The sequence below is a fragment of the Janthinobacterium kochi genome (genome assembly GCF_051380715.1).
Classification (GTDB): domain Bacteria; phylum Pseudomonadota; class Gammaproteobacteria; order Burkholderiales; family Burkholderiaceae_D; genus Janthinobacterium.
In genome coordinates, this window is the sequence record NZ_JBNYXO010000001.1 from 271,084 (window position 1) to 286,929 (window position 15,846).

Annotated in this window: 13 protein-coding genes and 1 riboswitch; of the genes, 10 read left to right on the forward strand and 3 right to left on the reverse strand. The window is 61.8% G+C overall.

What is annotated here, in order from left to right:
- Positions 1-126: 126 nt before the first annotated feature.
- The 5 genes from ACQ4WL_RS01275 to ACQ4WL_RS01295 all read left to right on the forward strand — a co-directional run bounded on the left by ACQ4WL_RS01275 (position 127) and on the right by ACQ4WL_RS01295 (position 8,694).
- A complete protein-coding gene (locus ACQ4WL_RS01275; RefSeq protein ID WP_436507571.1) occupies positions 127-2,733 on the forward strand; it encodes a chemotaxis protein CheB in 2,607 nt (868 codons plus the stop codon).
- Positions 2,730-4,859: a PAS domain-containing sensor histidine kinase gene (locus ACQ4WL_RS01280; protein WP_436507572.1), complete on the forward strand. Its 2,130-nt coding sequence runs from the start codon at positions 2,730-2,732 to the stop codon at positions 4,857-4,859. Before ACQ4WL_RS01275 ends, ACQ4WL_RS01280 begins: the two co-directional genes overlap by 4 nt.
- Positions 4,860-4,947: 88 nt before the next feature.
- Positions 4,948-7,104 carry a S46 family peptidase gene (locus ACQ4WL_RS01285; RefSeq protein WP_436507573.1) on the forward strand — a complete coding sequence of 719 codons (2,157 nt, stop codon included), beginning with the start codon at positions 4,948-4,950 and terminating at the stop codon, positions 7,102-7,104.
- Between the two features lie 199 nt (positions 7,105-7,303).
- Positions 7,304-8,056 (forward strand): substrate-binding periplasmic protein, encoded by a 753-nt coding sequence (locus ACQ4WL_RS01290; RefSeq protein ID WP_436507574.1) that lies wholly within the window; start codon positions 7,304-7,306, stop codon positions 8,054-8,056.
- A 113-nt stretch (positions 8,057-8,169) separates the two neighbouring features.
- Positions 8,170-8,694: a hypothetical protein gene (locus ACQ4WL_RS01295; RefSeq protein ID WP_436507575.1), complete on the forward strand. Its 525-nt coding sequence runs from the start codon at positions 8,170-8,172 to the stop codon at positions 8,692-8,694.
- 39 nt (positions 8,695-8,733) lie between these two features.
- Here the strand turns inward: ACQ4WL_RS01295 and ACQ4WL_RS01300 are convergent, their stop codons facing one another.
- The gene (locus tag ACQ4WL_RS01300; protein WP_436507576.1) at positions 8,734-9,381 is read right to left on the reverse strand and encodes a TetR/AcrR family transcriptional regulator; all 648 of its coding nucleotides are present in this window, start codon (positions 9,379-9,381) and stop codon (positions 8,734-8,736) included.
- Between the two features lie 67 nt (positions 9,382-9,448).
- Between ACQ4WL_RS01300 and ACQ4WL_RS01305 the strand changes: the two genes are divergently transcribed.
- The 3 genes from ACQ4WL_RS01305 (at position 9,449) to ACQ4WL_RS01315 (ending at position 11,234) form a co-directional block, all read left to right on the forward strand.
- Positions 9,449-9,967 (forward strand): DUF2867 domain-containing protein, encoded by a 519-nt coding sequence (locus ACQ4WL_RS01305; RefSeq protein ID WP_436507577.1) that lies wholly within the window; start codon positions 9,449-9,451, stop codon positions 9,965-9,967.
- 107 nt (positions 9,968-10,074) lie between these two features.
- On the forward strand, positions 10,075-10,686 hold the full coding sequence (gene pnuC, locus ACQ4WL_RS01310) for a nicotinamide riboside transporter PnuC (protein WP_436507578.1): 612 nt from the start codon (positions 10,075-10,077) through the stop codon (positions 10,684-10,686).
- Positions 10,686-11,234, forward strand: a complete 549-nt coding sequence (locus tag ACQ4WL_RS01315; RefSeq protein WP_436508333.1) for an AAA family ATPase — start codon at positions 10,686-10,688, stop codon at positions 11,232-11,234. The genes pnuC and ACQ4WL_RS01315 overlap by 1 nt, the downstream gene beginning before the upstream one ends.
- Here the strand turns inward: ACQ4WL_RS01315 and ACQ4WL_RS01320 are convergent.
- Entirely contained in the window at positions 11,231-13,375 is a 2,145-nt protein-coding gene (locus ACQ4WL_RS01320; RefSeq protein WP_436507579.1) for a TonB-dependent siderophore receptor, read from the reverse strand. The genes ACQ4WL_RS01315 and ACQ4WL_RS01320 overlap by 4 nt on opposite strands.
- Positions 13,376-13,462: 87 nt before the next feature.
- Positions 13,463-13,560: riboswitch (TPP riboswitch) on the reverse strand.
- 66 nt (positions 13,561-13,626) lie between these two features.
- The gene (locus ACQ4WL_RS01325; RefSeq protein WP_436507580.1) at positions 13,627-14,784 is read right to left on the reverse strand and encodes an iron-containing alcohol dehydrogenase; all 1,158 of its coding nucleotides are present in this window, start codon (positions 14,782-14,784) and stop codon (positions 13,627-13,629) included.
- A gap of 142 nt (positions 14,785-14,926) precedes the next feature.
- Here ACQ4WL_RS01325 and ACQ4WL_RS01330 point away from each other — a divergent pair, with 142 nt between their 5' ends.
- The gene (locus ACQ4WL_RS01330) at positions 14,927-15,232 is read left to right on the forward strand and encodes a ferritin family protein (RefSeq protein ID WP_436507582.1); all 306 of its coding nucleotides are present in this window, start codon (positions 14,927-14,929) and stop codon (positions 15,230-15,232) included.
- A 93-nt stretch (positions 15,233-15,325) separates the two neighbouring features.
- Positions 15,326-15,805 carry an Imm26 family immunity protein gene (locus tag ACQ4WL_RS01335; RefSeq protein ID WP_436507583.1) on the forward strand — a complete coding sequence of 160 codons (480 nt, stop codon included), beginning with the start codon at positions 15,326-15,328 and terminating at the stop codon, positions 15,803-15,805.
- Positions 15,806-15,846 lie beyond the last annotated feature (41 nt).

The window sequence follows — 15,846 nt, forward strand, 5'->3', positions numbered from 1 at the left end:
GCAGGCCGGCGCAGGCTAAAAAACCTGCGCCAAATTCGCGTTTTCACGCGCGACTTGAGTGCTAGAATGCAAGATTATCAATTGCCGGCCATGGCAAGGTTTGCCGAGGCTGGTTTCTTGCAGACGATGATAACCCGCAAACGCAGCAAAACCAGTCCGGCCAGCCTGCCTGCTGAAGCGCCCAGCATCGGTTTTCCCGTGGTGGCCATCGGCGCTTCCGCCGGTGGTCTCGACCCGATTGTCGCTTTCCTGACGAATGTGTCGCCGGAGAGCGGTATCGCCTATGTGGTGATCCAGCATCTTGATCCCACGCAAAAAGCCATGTTACCGGAACTGCTGCAGCGTGCCACCAGCATTCCCGTCACGGAGATCACGCAGCGCGCCGAACTGCACCCGAACCATATCTATGTGATCCCGTCAAATGCGGACCTGGGCCTGTCCAAGGGACACTTTGTGCTCAGCGAGCCGCTGCAGTTGCGCGGACACCGCCTGCCCATCAATACGTTCTTCGAAAGCCTGGCGGCCGAGCTGGGCGAACTGGCCGTGGGCGTGGTCTTGTCCGGCATGGGCAGCGACGGCACGCGCGGCTTGCAGGCCATCAAGCAGGCGGGCGGCCTGACCCTGGCCCAGCATCCCGATACGGCCAAGTTCGACATGATGCCGCAGAGCGCCATCGCCGCCGACGCGGTGGATCTCGTCGATTTTCCCGACAAGATGCCGGAAAAGATCGTCAGTTACCTGTTTCGCAGCAGCTTCCTGACGTTGCCGGGCAAGGAGGCCAGCGGGCGCAATGCCTTGCAGGAAATTATCGCCTTGCTGACCGAACATACGGGCAACAGTTTTTCAGACTACAAGATCAATACGGTGCTGCGCCGCATCGAGCGCCGCATGAGCTTGTACCAGATGACGTCGATGGAAGAGTACATTCCCTATCTGCGCAACAATCCTGCGGAGATCGACCTGCTGTTCAAGGAATTGCTGATCGGCGTGACGAATTTTTTCCGCGACCCGAAAGTGTGGGAATACCTGAAGATGGTGGTCTTGCCGCAAATGCTGGCGGCCCACCCGGACGGGCGCGCCTTCAAGGCATGGATACCGGCCTGTTCCACGGGAGAGGAAGCCTATTCGCTGGCCATGGTGTTCCATGAAGTGGTGTCCAGCAGCAACCCGCCGTCGAAATACAGCCTGCAGATTTTTGCCACCGACCTGTCGGCCGACGCCATCGACCGCGCGCGCCAGGGCCGTTTTCCGCTAACGATCAGCAGCGAGGTGTCGACCGAGCGCCTGGAACGGTTTTTCTTGCAGGACAAGAACGATTACCTGGTCAGGAAAGAGATCCGCAACATGATCATCTTTGCCCAGCAAAATGTCATTTCCGATCCGCCCTTCACCAAGCTCGATATCCTGTGCTGCCGCAACCTGTTGATCTACCTCAATGCCAAGCTGCAACAGCGTTTGATTCCCCTGTTTCACTACGCCTTGAACCGCGATGGCATTTTGCTGTTGGGCAGCGCCGACACGCCCGGACATTTTTCCGATCTGTTTTCGCCCCTGACGACATCGACCAGGCTGTACCGGCGCCTCGACAACCTGGCGCGCCAGCGCTTGCTGACCTACTTTCCCACGAAAGTATCGTCGGCCGCGCCTCCCCCCCCCAGCGACACGAGAGAAGTCAGCATGCCCGCCAAAATCCAATCCCATGTCGAGCAACTATTGCTCCAGAAATATTCGCCTGCGGCCGTGCTGCTGAACCAGGATGGGGATATCCTGTACATCAACGGCCGCACGGGCGCCTTCCTGGAACCGGCTGCCGGCAAGGCCAACTGGAATATTCACGCGATGGCGCGTGAGGGTTTGCGCTACGAGCTGGCGGGCCTGATCACGCAGGCGCTGCAGAGCGACAGCGTGGTACGCCTGACAGGCCTGGTGCTCAAGGATCACGCGGAACCGGCGCAGGGCGTGGACTTGACGGCGGAAGCCTTGCATCAGCCCGAAGCGCTCTGCGGCATGGTCTTCGTCACGTTTGCCAGCACGCCGCTGGCGGCTACGCCGCGCCGGGGCCGCTCGTCGAGTCCCAGGATGCTGGAGCTGGAGCAGCAGCTGATCCAGGCGCGCAATGAAATCCAGGCCGTGCGCGACGAAATGCAGACCTCGCGCGAAGAGCTCAAATCGGCCAACGAGGAATTGCAATCGACCAATGAAGAGTTGCAATCGGCGAACGAAGAGCTGACCACGTCGAAGGAAGAAATGCAGTCGTTGAACGAAGAACTGTACACGGTCAATGCGGAGCTGCAATCGAAGGTCGATGATTTGTCGCTGGTCAACAGCGATATGAAAAATCTGCTCAATAGTACCGATATCGCCACCATTTTCCTCGACAGCGAGCTGCGCATACGCCGCTTCACGGCGCCGGCCACGCAAATCTACAAGCTGATCCAGACGGACTTGCGCCGCCCGCTCAGTGACATCGTCAACGACCTGGCCTACCCGAACCTGGAAGCGGACGCGCTGGAAGTCATCCGCAGCCTGGTGTTTTGCGAGCGGCAGGTGCAGACCAAGACGGGACGCTGGTACAACGTGCGCATCATGCCGTACCGCACGGTGGAAAATGTCATCGATGGCGTGGTGGTGACCTTCATCAACATTACAGAGTCGAAACTGCTGGAAGCCCAGTTGCGGCAAATCCAGTCCGGCGCCGCGGCAGACGGGAAAGCGGGAGAGAGCGCGTCATGAGCGAACCATTCGACGACGGTAGCGGGCCGGCCAGCTTGCGAGAGCAGGCCGAGCAATTGGCGGCGCAGCAGCGCCAGCTGTTAACGCCGCCGCAGTCGAATGAAGAGGTGATGCGCCAGCTGCATGAGCTGCAGGTCAGCCAGATCGAGCTGGAAATGCAGAGCGCGGCCCTGGCCGAACTGGAGCGGCTGAAGAATGAATTTGAAAGCAGCCGCGACCATTATGCGCAGCTGTATGAACAGGCGCCCGTCAGCTATTTTTCGCTGGCGCGCGGGGGCGTCATCACGCGCGTCAACGTGGCGGCCAGCGGCTTGTTGCAGCGCGACAAGAACCAGCTGCTGGGGCGGCGTTTTGAGCAATTCGTCGCCGCCCAGGCGCAGGGCAGCTTCCGCCGTTTCCTCGATGTCGTCTTTGCCAGCGGGGCGCGCCAGGTGCTTGAAGCGCAACTGTTCGAAGGCGACGCGGGGGGCATGCGCGGCATGGTGCGCATCGAAGCCAATGTCGATGCAGACAGCGCCACGGCGCGCATGGTGGTGACGGACCTGGGCGACGAGCATGCGCGCGAATCGGCCTTGCGGCGCGCCTTCGTCATCCTCGACAGCATACGCGAAGGCGTGCTGGTGACCGACAGTGCCAACCGCATCATTTCCGTCAACCCCGCCTTTACCACCATCACTGGTTACCAGGCGGAGGAAGCCATCGGGCGCGATCCGTCCTTCCTCGGCGGCGGCACGCATTTGCCGCATTTTTATGCAGCCATGTGGCGCAGCTTGCACCAGAATGGCAGCTGGTATGGCGAACTGGTGAATCGGCGCAAGAGTGGCGAACGCTTCGTCGAATCGCTGTCGATCACGCCCATGCGCAATCAGGACGGCGCCATCAGCCATTTTGTCGGCGTGTTTTCCGATATCACCGAGCGCAAGCTGGCCGAGGCCGACTTGCGTGAACTACATCGCGAGCTGGACCAGCGCGTCATTGACCGCACGGCCGAATTGCTGCGCGCCAACCAGCATCTGCAACTGGAAGTGCACCAGCGCGAGCGGGCGCAGGAAGCCTTGCGCGATGCCGAGCGTTTCTTCCACGCCACCATCGATTCGCTGACAGATCGGGTGCTGGTGCTGGATCGGGCCGGCTGCGTCGTGCATGCCAACCAGGCATGCCTGGCCTTCGTCGGGCAAACGCCACGGCCGCTGCAGTACCTGGAATTTTGCGAGACGGACCCGCGCTGGCAGCGCAGCGCCGGACGCGAGCTGGCCGCCGGCATCCGTTCCGTCATTGCCGGCACTGCCGACACGTTTGCGCTCGAGTATGAATTTGCCACGCGCTCAGGCCCGCGCTGGTCGCAGGCCAGGATCAGCCGTTTCCTGGGCGAAGGGCCGCTGCGCGTGGTGGTGGCGCACACGGACATTACCGAACGCAAGCTGATGGATGGCGCCCTGCGCCAGTCGCATGCGCAGCTGCGCCAGCTGGCGCTGCATCTGGAAACGGCCAAGGAAGATGAGCGCAAGCGCATCTCGCGCGATATCCACGATGAACTGGGGCAAAACCTGCTGGCGCTGCGCATCGATATTTCCATGCTCAGCGCGCGCACGGAAGGTTCCCATCCGCGCCTGCACCGCCGGGTCGGCGCTGTGCTCAGCAATGTCGACACCACCATCAAGAGCGTGCGGGGCATCATGAACGAGCTGCGCCCGATGGCGCTGGATCTGGGCTTGCAGGCTGCCATCGAATGGCAGGTGGGTGACTTCCGCAAGCGCAGCGGCGTCGCTTGCCGCCTGCTGATACGCGACGAGGCCCTGTTTGCCGCCATCGGCAGCCAGGTCGAGATCGTGCTGTTCCGCATCGTGCAGGAAGCGCTCAGCAACGTCATGCGCCACGCCCAGGCCAGCCAGGTCGAGATCGAGCTCAGTTCGGATGCCTGCGCCGTGTACGTGGCCATCAGCGACAACGGCATTGGCATCACGCCGCCGCAGCAGCGCAAGCAGCAGTGCTTCGGCCTGATCGGCATTGCCGAGCGGGTCACGGCGCTGGGCGGGCACTTCGAGGTGGGCCTGCCAGCATCGGGCGCCGGTTGCCGGCTGACCCTGCAGATTCCCTTGCCGGGGGCAGGGCGGCCGGCCGCCTGATACAGAAATTGCAAAGGGTTAATTTTTGCCGACTCAGGCCTGCGTGGACAGGCTATACTTTCGCCTGCTATTTATGGAGGGGCATATCTTGTTCAAAACAATCGTTTTACCAGTCGCCTTGTTGGGCGCGTTCGCCGGCGCACACGCCGACGAAGGGCAGTGGCAACCACACCAACTGCCACAGCTGAAAGCCGAACTCAAACGGGTCGGCATCGACATTCCTGCGGAAAAACTGGCCGACCTGAGCAAGCACCCGATGAGCGCCATCGTGTCGCTGGGTGGCTGCTCGGCCGCTTTCGTTTCCGACGCAGGCCTGGTGGTGACGAACCACCACTGCGCGTATGGCGCCGTGCAGCGCAATTCCACGCCGGAACACAATTACATCACCAACGGCTTCCTGGCCAAGACGCGCGCCAGCGAGCTGCCGGGCGGTCCGAACAGCCTCGTGTATGTGACCGACAAGGTGGAGAACGTCAGTGAGCGCGTCTTGAAAGGCTTGACGGCCGACATGAGCGGCCGCGCGCGCCACGAAGCGGTGGAAAAGCGCGTCAAGGATCTGATCGCCGAATGCGAAACGGACAAGATGTACCGCTGCTCCGTGCCCGCCTTCCACCGCGGCCTCGAGTACTACCGCATCCGCCAGATGATGATACGCGACGTGCGCCTGGTGTACGCGCCATCGGACAAGATCGGCAACTTCGGCGGCGACATCGACAACTACGAATGGCCGCGCCACACGGGCGATTACTCCTTCCTGCGCGCCTACGTGGGCAAGGATGGCCGTCCGGCCGATCCGTCGCCCGACAACGTGCCGTACAAATCGAAGGATTTCCTGGTGGTCTCGGCCGAAGGCTTGAAGGCCGGTGACGGCATCTTGCTGGCGGGCTATCCCGGCCGCACCAGCCGCTACAAGCTGCCGGCGGAAATCCGCTTCGCGCGCGACACGGCCTTCCCCCTGAAAGTATCCGAACTGCAAGCGGATCTGGCCGTGATGGCTGATGCCACGCATGGCGACGCGGCCGCTGCCGTGCGCTATGCCAGCGTGGTCAAAAGCATCAACAACGTGCTGAAGAAAACCCAGGGCTTGCTCGACGGTTTCGCCCGCAAGGACATCGCCGCCATCAAGGACGTGCAGGATGCCGAGTTCCGCGCCTGGTATGCCAAACAGCCAAACGTCTCGACCACCCTGCTGGCCGAACTGGACGCGGCGATCGCCAGCGACATGGCCTTGAGCGAAGAAGAGTTCGCCTGGAGCGTGGCCACCAACAGCGACTTGCTGAAAAGCGCGCGCACCCTTTACCGTTTGTCGCTGGAGCGCCAGAAAGCGGACGCCGAGCGCGAATCGGGCTTCCAGCAGCGCGACCTGGCCTTCATCAAGGCCCGTCTGGCCCGTCTGGAACAGTCGTATGTCAACCAGGTCGATCAGGCGCGTTTCGCAGCGGGCCTGAAGCGTTACGCGCAACTGGCGGCGAAGAGCCATCCGCAAGGCCTGGACGCGCTGCTGCCGGCGCCAGCGGCCGTGGCGGCCCTGTACCAGCAGACGCAACTGGCTGACACGGCCAAGCGCCTGGCCTGGCTGGAAAAGGACCTGGCCGCTGTTGCCAAGTCCGACGACGCCTTCATGGCGCTGGCCATCAAGCTGCAGCCGGTCGAAGCCGCACTGGAAGAGCGCCGCAAGGAAATCGACGGCAACCTGGAACGCGTGATTCCGCAATACATGCAAGCCGTGATTTCCTGGAAGAAATCGCAAGGCAAGCCGGTGTATCCTGATGCCAACTCGACCCTGCGCGTCACCTACGGCACCGTCTCGCCGTACTCGCCGCGCGATGGGCTGACCAAGGGACCGTTCACGACGGTGGAAGGCATCGTCGAGAAAGTCACCGGCAAGGCCCCGTTCGAAGCGCCGCAAGGCCTGATTGATGCCGTCAAGGAAAAACGCTACGGCCAGTTCCGCGATCCGGTGCTGGGCACGGTTCCCGTCAACTTCCTGACCAGCGCCGACACCACGGGCGGTAATTCCGGCTCGGCCGTGATGAACAAGCGTGGCGAACTGATCGGCCTGAACTTCGATTCGACGTATGAATCGATCACCAAGGACTGGTACTTCGACACGGCCATCACGCGCGCCATCCACCTCGACATCCGCTACATGCTGTGGGTGATGAAGGAAGTGGACCACGCCGATAACTTGCTCAAGGAAATGACGATCAAGTATCCGAAGCCGGTAAAAGCAGCGAAGAAATAATTATTTCCAGCTGAGCTGAAAGCCGCATCCGCCGTAAGGCCGATGCGGCTTTTTTGCCGCAGCGACTCCCGTTTCTCACCAGGCGCGGACTTTCCGGCAGCACAACGATGATGGATAATTGATCGTCATGTAGTGCATCGAGGCCAATCGGGCATACACTATGCACGGGATCCATGGACTTCACGCATCAAAAAAAGTGATGAAAATGAAAGTTATCAGGCTGTTTGCAATTCTCGCTACCTTGCTGGCGCTGCCTGGCCAGGCGCTCGGTGAACCGCTCAGGATTGCCACCATTCTCGGTCCGCCATGGGGATTCATGGGGCGTGACGGCAAGCCCACCGGCATGATGTACGAAATCGGCAATCGCATCGCGGAAGTTGCCGGGCTGCGCTATACCAATTCCCTTGTCCCTTATCCCAGAACCGCCGCCGATATTGAAAACGGGAGCGCCGACATGACCGTCCGCTTCGGCAACGATCAAATGACGCGCGGCGCCGTGCCGGCAGGCGTTGTCGTGTCCATGCCTATCATTCTCGTGGGTCCAGCCGGCAAGAACTATAGCAAGCTGAGTGAATTGCACGGCAAGACCGTTGGCGTGGTACGCACCAGCAAATATGTGGAGCAATTCGACACCGACAATGCGATCCACAAGTATCCCGTCAATGACTATGTCACCATGGCAAAGATGTTGGCGATGCGACGTCTGGACGCGGGGGTGGGATCCAGCCTGGGCCTGTTTTACGGCGCGTACATGGCCGGCGTGAAACCGGAAGACATTGGCATTCCGCTCGTCCTGGGCAGCAACGATTTCATTTTGTTTGTTTCCAAGAAAACCGCAAAGCCGGCAACGACGCGGGCACTGGAGGACGCGGTCAAGAAACTCTCGGCCAGCGGCGAGATCAAACAGATCATGAACAAGTACAGCAAGTCCTTCAGTCTGCCACAGAGATAAACCGTCCCCAGGCGCCCATGCGCGCACTGCACACATGCTGCCGTCTGCCGCGCTGGAAGTGCCACGTATAATTGCTTTTACCATTTACCGCCATTCTTTTTCGACAGGCCCCCATGCCCCAGACTCCCGATTTGCCGCCGGATTGGCACGCGTTTGAAACGGCCTATGACGTTGAAGCAACCTGGTTCAGGCTAGCCAGCGAATCGCTGGCAGTGCTTGGCGCCTCCGCTTTCAAGGATCAGGCATTTTCGGCATTTGCCTTCAACACCGTATCGTTCCCCTCCATTTCGCTGAGCTTTGACACCGATCCCGACAACAAGGAGCGCGGTGACTACCCTCCGGACTGGTCGAACGAGTGCATGGAAGTCGATGTGCCGGAAATGGGCCGACTGTGGGAGCAGGGCCATGCAAGGATCGAAGGCGCGCTGCTCGAGCTGATCGACGCCGCCGATGACGAGTTGCTCGATGTCATCGAAGAAGGCTATCTGCATAGCCTGAGAAAAACCATGGTGCGGCTGGAAACGAGCCATGCTTTCGACCAGATCAAGACGTGCGCGCGATTCTGGACCGTGGTCACGCAAGTCGATGCCGATACCGATGAAGAGGAGCGCCTGCTTGAGCAGGTGCGGCTGGCATGAATCATCAGCTCCTGAAGGTGGCGCCTGCCGATAACTGGCTCAATTTGACTTTATGACGGTTGTCCCGCTTGGCAAGGCAGCCTGCCGCAGCGCCTCCACCGGCAACTGAAAAAAGCGCGGCACCATCGCCGGCGACAGCTCGTCGCCGCTGTCCGCCATGGCCAGGCGGCCACTCAACAGCAGCATCACGTAGCCGTGGCCCAGCGACCAGCCGGCGCTGGCGGCGGCCTTTTCCCAGCGCGCATCGAGGCCCGCTTCGCGCACGGCCGCGCCGGCCGTCTGCAGCACATACTGGAAGCACGCTTGCGCCGCTTCCTGCAGGGCGGGGAACTGGCGCACGTCCTGGTGCTCGAACATCAGCCGGTAGTGGGCCGGCGCGGCCAGGGCGAATTCGATGTATTGCTGTCCCAGCAGCTGAAAACGCTGCTCGGCGGGCAGGCTGCCCGGCGGCGGCAGTTCAGTCTCCCATTTGGCGATCAGGCTGGCGAAACCTGCCGCCGCCACGTCGGCCAGCAAGGCTTCCTTGCTGGGGAAGTGGCGGTACACGGCGGCGATCGACACGCCCACCGTGCGCGCCAGTTCGCGTAGCGAGAGGGCGGCGTCGTGCTGCTGCGCCAGTTGCGCGATGGCGGTGGCGACCAGGGTGTCGCGTAAGTTGCCGTGATGATAGGTACTGGTTGTCGTCATTCTATGTTATCGCTGTTCACATTGTCGTGTATGATGGCCATGTTATCACTGAACACATGGAGAGAACATGCGAGAGATAAGCAACGTGGTACGCGCCGTGGCCATGCCGCCCGGTGCCAGCATCGCCCCCTTGTACCAGGGCAGCAACTTGGCCGACGCGTATGCCGTCGACCTGCCTACTGCGCAGGCGCGCCAGATGGACATGGAAAGCCTGGCGCGCATCCTGCTGGGCAGCCAGCCGGGCTGGGCGCACAAGTTGATGGTGCTGCGCGACGCCATCGTGGCGCGCTTCGGCATCCGGACGGCAAAGCAGATGGAAGCCAGGCCAGGCAAGCGCATCGGCATCTTCCGCATCTTTTCCGTCAGTGACGATGAAATCATCGTGGGCGAGGATGACAGTCACCTCGACTTCCGCTTGTCGGTGCTGCGCCACCGCGACGCGGGGCGGCATGGCAGCATCACCATGTCCAGCGTCGTGCATTGCCACAATGGGGTGGGGCGCGCCTACATCCTGCTGATCCGGCCTTTCCACAAGCTGATCGTGCAGCGTTCGCTGGCGCGCGCCGTCAAGGGCGGCTTTGCCTGAGCCGATGGAGGATGGACTGGGCAGGGAAGGGGGCGTGACGCTGCGGGCAATCTTGCTTATTCATGGCCGGTATTGCATACTGCGCCACCAGCCTCATCACGATTCCCATGAACGATACGCTTCTCCTGCTGGGGTTTGCCACCACGCCGCTTGAACTGATTTCCTTTGTCCTGGCACTGACAACCGTTGCGCTGAACATCCGCCAGAACCACTGGGCGTGGCTGTTCGCCATCATTTCCTCGGCCGCCTACGGTTTCGTGTTTTTCGAGTCGCGCCTGTATGGCGACATGGCCTTGCAACTGCTGTTCATCAGCGTCTCGTTCTGGGGCTGGTACCAGTGGCTGCATCCGGCCAGCGGCGGCAAGACGCTGCCCGTCACGCGCCTCGATGGACGCGGCTGGCTGGCTTGCGCCGCAGGCTGGCTGGTCGGCTTCCTGCTCATTGCCTGGCTGCTGACGACAACGGACACGGACGTGCCCCATGCCGATGGTTTCCTCACGGCAGGTAGCCTGGTCGGGCAATTCCTGTTGTCGCGCAAGAAGCTGGAAAACTGGATCGCCTGGATCATCGTCGACGTGCTGTATGTGTGGCTGTACCTGCACAAGGGTCTGACCTTGACGGCCGTGCTGTATGGAATCTTCGTCGTGATGGCCATCATCGGCCTGCTGGCGTGGAAAAAATCGGCGCCGGCCGCGCCCGGTGCCATGGTACTCAAGTGATGGAGCCTTGCGTGCGCGTGGCGATACTCGGCGCGGAATCGTCGGGCAAGTCGACACTGGCGGCGGCCCTGGCCGAGCGCCACGGCAGCGTCTGGGTGCCCGAATACTTGCGCGAATTTGTCGAAACGCAGGGTAGGGTGCCCGTCGCGGCCGACCAGTACGGTATTGCGCGCACGCAAGTTGAACGCGAAGCGGCCGCTGTCGCGCAAGCGCGTCACTTCCTGTTTTGCGATACGACGCCGCTGATGACGGCCGTCTACAGCCGCCATTATTTCGATGGCGCGGACGCGCAGCTGGCGGCGCTGGCCGATGCCACGCAGTACGACGTGACCCTGGTGACGGCACCCGACAGCCCATGGGTGGCCGATGGCTTGCAGCGCGAGTCGGAGGCCGTGCGCCAGCTGATCTACCGCTACCTGCTCGAAGAGCTCGACGCGCGTGGCATCGTCTACCACGTGTTGCACGACAAGCTGGAGGCGCGTCTGGAACAGGCGGCACCTTTGTTACAGCAGGCGCTCGCTGCAGCGCCTGCCATTTCCCTCAATTAAAAGTCAAACTGCGCCGATACCTTGAAAGTCCGGCTGGCGCCCGGGAACAGGTAGCCGCCGGCTTCCGGCGTCACGTCGCGCCAGTAGAACTTGTCGGCCACGTTGTTGACGGTGGCGCGCAGCACGGCTGTCTTGCCGGCAATGCGCGTGGCGTAGGCGGCGCCCAGGTTGAACACGTGGTATGACGGCACGAAGGTCGTGTTGTTGTACTCAAACGCTTTCTTGCCCGCATATTCCCAGCTGCCATTCACGCTCAAGCCCGCCACCTGTTGCACGGCGTAGTCCGCATGCGCGGCTGCCTTGAAGGCGGGCACGTTCGGTACGCGCTTGCCATCGAGGTCCGTATTGCCCGTGCCTGACTGCTGGCTGTTCAGGGCCGTCACGGACGCGCCCAGGCTCAGGTTGGCTGTTGCCTTGCCCTGTGCCGACAATTCCAGGCCGCGGTGCTGGGCCTGGCCATTGCGGACGAAATAATTCTCGGCATTGACATATTCGAGACCTTTGCGTATCTGGAACAGGCTGGCCGCCAGCATGAAGTCCGGCGTCACATCCATCTTCACGCCGAATTCGATCTGCTTCGAGCGGCTCGGCGTCAGCTCTTCGTTGGCGTTGTTCTCATAGATGCTGGCTGTGCCACCATGTTCCATACCCTGCGAATAGGCCGCATACATGGAGACGTTGTCGAGCGGGGTGTAGACGAGCGACACGTTGGGCAGCAGGAAGTCGTGCTTGGCGCGGATTTCCTTGTCGGCCTTGAGCACATACTGGTAGCCGTCGACATCGATATGGCGCAAACCGCCATGCAACTTCCAGTTCTGCGCCAGGCTGACGATATCCTGCACGAAGACGGCGTTTTCCTTGTCGTCGCGTACCAGGCGCACGGGTCCTGTAAGCCTATCCGATGGGGCGACGATGACGGGGCGGTAGATATTGCTGATGCCCACTTCCTTATACACGTACTTGCCGGCGTGGTCCTTGCGGTTGAAATACGACACGCCCACCGTGACTTCATGGCGCAGGCTACCGGTGGCGAACTTGCCCTGGATCATGGCTTGCGCGCTCAGCGGTTTTTTCGTTTCGCCCAGGCTGCGGAAATCCCACACGGAGAAATCGCCATTGCTGCAGAACACCGGGTACTCGCCTTCTGGGCTGCAGCCATACGGGTAGGCCGTATAGTCGTCGCGCTTGAACGAGTGCTGGTTGGCCGACAAGGTGGCGTGCCAGTCGTCATTGAAGGCGTACTGGAAGCGCAGGCCGATGTTGCTGGTGACCGTTTCCACGGGATGTGTCCACGGTTGCTTGTTGAGCATGGCGTCGGCGCTGACGTTGGCGGGCAGGCTGCCATTGCTCAGCAACTGGAAGCCGGGCGCCGTCGCCTGCGCCTTGTCCTGGTAGTCGGCATCGATTTGCAGCAGCGCTTGCGGCGAGATTTGCCAGTCGAAGGCGCCGGAAATAAACTTGCGGTTGCCGTCGGCGCCCTTGATGTAGGAGCGCAGACGCTCGGCGGCAACGTTGACGCGGTAGCCGAAGCGCGTGTCTTCCAGGCGGCCGCTCAGGTCGACGGCACCGTACAGGGTGCCCCGCTCGCGCGTTTCCACGGTGACCGTGCGCAGCGGCGCGGCGGTCGGGCGCTTGACGATGAAGTCGATCACGCCGCCCGGTGCGGCCACGCCTGCCTGCAAGCCGGCCAGGCCCTTCAGCACTTCGATGCGTTCCTTGTTTTCCAGCGGAATTTGCGTGTCGCCGGGAATGGCCACGCCATCCTTGCGGTAGCTGGAATTGGTGTCGAGCTTGAAGCCGCGGATGGTGAACTGTTCCGCATAGCCGACGGCGTTGTAGGAATCGTTGATGCTGGCATCGAGCTTGACGGCGTCGCTGAGATTGCGGATCTGTAAATCCTGCATGTCTTTTTGCGAAATGACGGTGACGGACGCGGGCGTCTGCAGCAGCGGCGCGTCGGCAAAGCCGCCCACGGAAGCGCGCTTGGCGGCCGGTGCCTTGCTGGCCGTGACGACGACTTCGGTCATGCTTTGCGTGTCGGCCTGCGCTTCGGCGGTGTCATTCGCGGCCAGGGCTGGCGCGGCAAACGCGTGCAGGATGGCCAGGGTCAGAACAGAAATAGATAAATTCGGTGTGGACATAGATTGCTCTTGGTTCAAACCGTCTCTTGGGAAAGAGCACGGCAGGCTGCTTGTTCGGCTGGCGCCAACGCAGGAGCTATCAAAGGAGGGAGGTACTTTGCGCTTTCCTTCGCTGGCATTATCCAGATCAGGTACGAAGGGTATCTCTCACCCGGATGACTGCTCCAGGACCCCTAGCGAAATGACAGCTTAGCATGAAGCACGGCCAGCTGTCCCCCTGGCTGACCGTTTTACAACAATGTGGTGCGAATCTACAAACTGAGTTCAAGCACCTTGCGGCTGACGGCGGGCGTGACCTCGCGCTGTTCGCCCAGCGCCGTCATGCCGTGCGCTTCCAGGGCGGCCACGACGGCGTCCACGCTGGCGTGGTTCAGGCCATAGTCGGCCAGGCGCGTCTTGACGCCCATGTGGCGGAAGAAGAATTCCGTGCGCGCGATGGCGGCCTCGATGCGGCCATCCTCGTCGCCGCCATCGAGACCCCAGACGCGGGCCGCATATTGCAGCAGCTTGGCGCGCTTGGCCTGCTTGCGCACGCGCAGCATGCTGGGCAGGATGATGGCCAGGGTTTGCGCGTGATCAAGCTCGTACAGGGCCGTCAATTCGTGGCCGATGGCGTGCGTGGACCAGTCCTGCGGCACGCCCACGCCGATCAGGCCGTTCAACGCCAGAGTGGCGCTCCACATCACGTTGGCGCGCACATCGTAGTCGTCCGGGTGCGACAGGGCTTTCGGGCCTTCCTCGATCAGCGTCAGCAGAATGCCTTCGGCGAAACGGTCTTGCACGGACGCGTTCACAGGGTAGGTCAGATACTGTTCCATCACATGCGCAAACGCATCGACGACGCCATTGCCCACCTGGCGCAGCGGCAAGGTAAACGTTTTCGACGGGTCCAGTACGGAGAACTTCGGATACACCTTGCGGCTCATGAACGAGCGCTTTTCCTGCGTGGCCTTGCGCGTGATCACGGCCGAGCCATTCATTTCGGAACCCGTGGCCGGCAAGGTCAATACGGTGCCGAAGGGCAGGGCGGCCTCGACGATCTTGCCGCCTTTCGCCAGGATGTCCCACGCCTCGCCTTCATGCAGGGCGGCGGCGGCGATGAACTTCGTGCCGTCGACCACGGAGCCGCCGCCGACGGCCAGCAGGAAATCGATGCGCTCGATTTTCACGAGGGCCACGGCCTGCATCAGGGTTTCATAGCTGGGATTGGGTTCGATGCCGGCAAATTCCAGCACGGTGTGGCCGGCCAGCGCCGCCTTGACTTCATCGTAGACGCCGTTCTGCTTGATGCTGCCGCCGCCGTAGGTCATCAGGACCCGCGCCTGCGGCGGGATCAGGCTGGCGATGGCGGCAATCTGGCCCTGGCCGAAGAGGACTTGCGTCGGATTGTAAAAGTCGAAATTGAACATGGGGCTCCTGCCGCTGAGGTTTAGGCTGTTGCTGAGCCATGATTATGGCCGAATGGGTGGAAACGTGTCGTGGACGCTTGAGCTTTTCGCCCGCGCGGTGGAGAATGCAGCCGATGTCACCACCACGCGAAAAGGAATGCGCATGACCACCGTCCCACTGGAAGAAGCGGGTTTGCCGGCCACGGCACTCGACATGCACCGCGCCATCGGCGCCACCATCGCCGCGCTGCAGGCGCTGGACTTGAACAGCCAGCGTTTCGAGGCGTGCACGGACCCGGAACTGCGCCGCGTGCTCGCGCATGCAGGCGACACCAGCCGCAAGGAAGCGGCCATGCTGCTCGAATGGATGCGCCGCCGCGATGCGCGCCTGGACACGGCCATGAAGGAAGCGCTGTTCAAGGCGGGTCCGATTGTTGCCCAGTATCACTATGACGAGAAAATAGTGTAACTATTGGTTTGTTGCTGTGGTGTACCATGCGCCACTTTCGCCTTGCTTCGCGTAGACTGTGCCCCGAACACGATTTTGGGAGAGTTTGCAACGATGAGATCATTACCATACCGAGAAGGCAGCTGGTTTGCCGTGCCCTTGCCGGGTGGCGGTTATGCCGTCGGCGTGGTGGCGCGCCGGGCGCCTGCCGGGCGCATCATGCTGGCGTATATGTTCGGGCCGAAACGCGACAGCCTGCCTGCGCTGGAAGAGCTGGAAGGCTTGCGCCCGGAACAGGCCGTGCGCCGCTTGCGCACGGGCGACATGGCCCTGCTCAACGAGCGCTGGCCCTTGCTGGGCGACAGCTTGCACTGGGAGCGCGATGCGTGGCCCATGCCGGCCTTTATCCGCCGCAATGAATCCTTGCAGCGCGCCTGGCGCGCCAGCTATGCGGACGCCGACCCTGCCAAGCTGAACCGCGAGGAATCGATTCCTTTCGACACGCCGGGCATGGAAAGCGATTCGCTGTACGGCTACGGGGCGACGGAATTGTTGATGAATAAATTGCTGGCGCAGGAGCAGGCGTCCGCTTGACCGTTGTCGGGCGGCGGAAACGCTGGAGCCGGCAGCGTAGG

What these genes read in the sequence shown, in the direction of transcription:
- ACQ4WL_RS01275 (WP_436507571.1), top strand. Translation starts at nt 127, where the DNA reads ATGATAACCCGCAAACGCAGCAAAACCAGTCCGGCCAGCCTGCCTGCT.
- ACQ4WL_RS01280 (WP_436507572.1), top strand. Translation starts at nt 2,730, where the DNA reads ATGAGCGAACCATTCGACGACGGTAGCGGGCCGGCCAGCTTGCGAGAG.
- ACQ4WL_RS01290 (WP_436507574.1), top strand. Translation starts at nt 7,304, where the DNA reads ATGAAAATGAAAGTTATCAGGCTGTTTGCAATTCTCGCTACCTTGCTG.
- ACQ4WL_RS01295 (WP_436507575.1), top strand. Translation starts at nt 8,170, where the DNA reads ATGCCCCAGACTCCCGATTTGCCGCCGGATTGGCACGCGTTTGAAACG.
- ACQ4WL_RS01300 (WP_436507576.1), bottom strand. Translation starts at nt 9,381, where the DNA reads ATGACGACAACCAGTACCTATCATCACGGCAACTTACGCGACACCCTG.
- ACQ4WL_RS01305 (WP_436507577.1), top strand. Translation starts at nt 9,449, where the DNA reads ATGCGAGAGATAAGCAACGTGGTACGCGCCGTGGCCATGCCGCCCGGT.
- pnuC (WP_436507578.1), top strand. Translation starts at nt 10,075, where the DNA reads ATGAACGATACGCTTCTCCTGCTGGGGTTTGCCACCACGCCGCTTGAA.
- ACQ4WL_RS01315 (WP_436508333.1), top strand. Translation starts at nt 10,686, where the DNA reads ATGGAGCCTTGCGTGCGCGTGGCGATACTCGGCGCGGAATCGTCGGGC.
- ACQ4WL_RS01320 (WP_436507579.1), bottom strand. Translation starts at nt 13,375, where the DNA reads ATGTCCACACCGAATTTATCTATTTCTGTTCTGACCCTGGCCATCCTG.
- ACQ4WL_RS01325 (WP_436507580.1), bottom strand. Translation starts at nt 14,784, where the DNA reads ATGTTCAATTTCGACTTTTACAATCCGACGCAAGTCCTCTTCGGCCAG.
- ACQ4WL_RS01330 (WP_436507582.1), top strand. Translation starts at nt 14,927, where the DNA reads ATGACCACCGTCCCACTGGAAGAAGCGGGTTTGCCGGCCACGGCACTC.
- ACQ4WL_RS01335 (WP_436507583.1), top strand. Translation starts at nt 15,326, where the DNA reads ATGAGATCATTACCATACCGAGAAGGCAGCTGGTTTGCCGTGCCCTTG.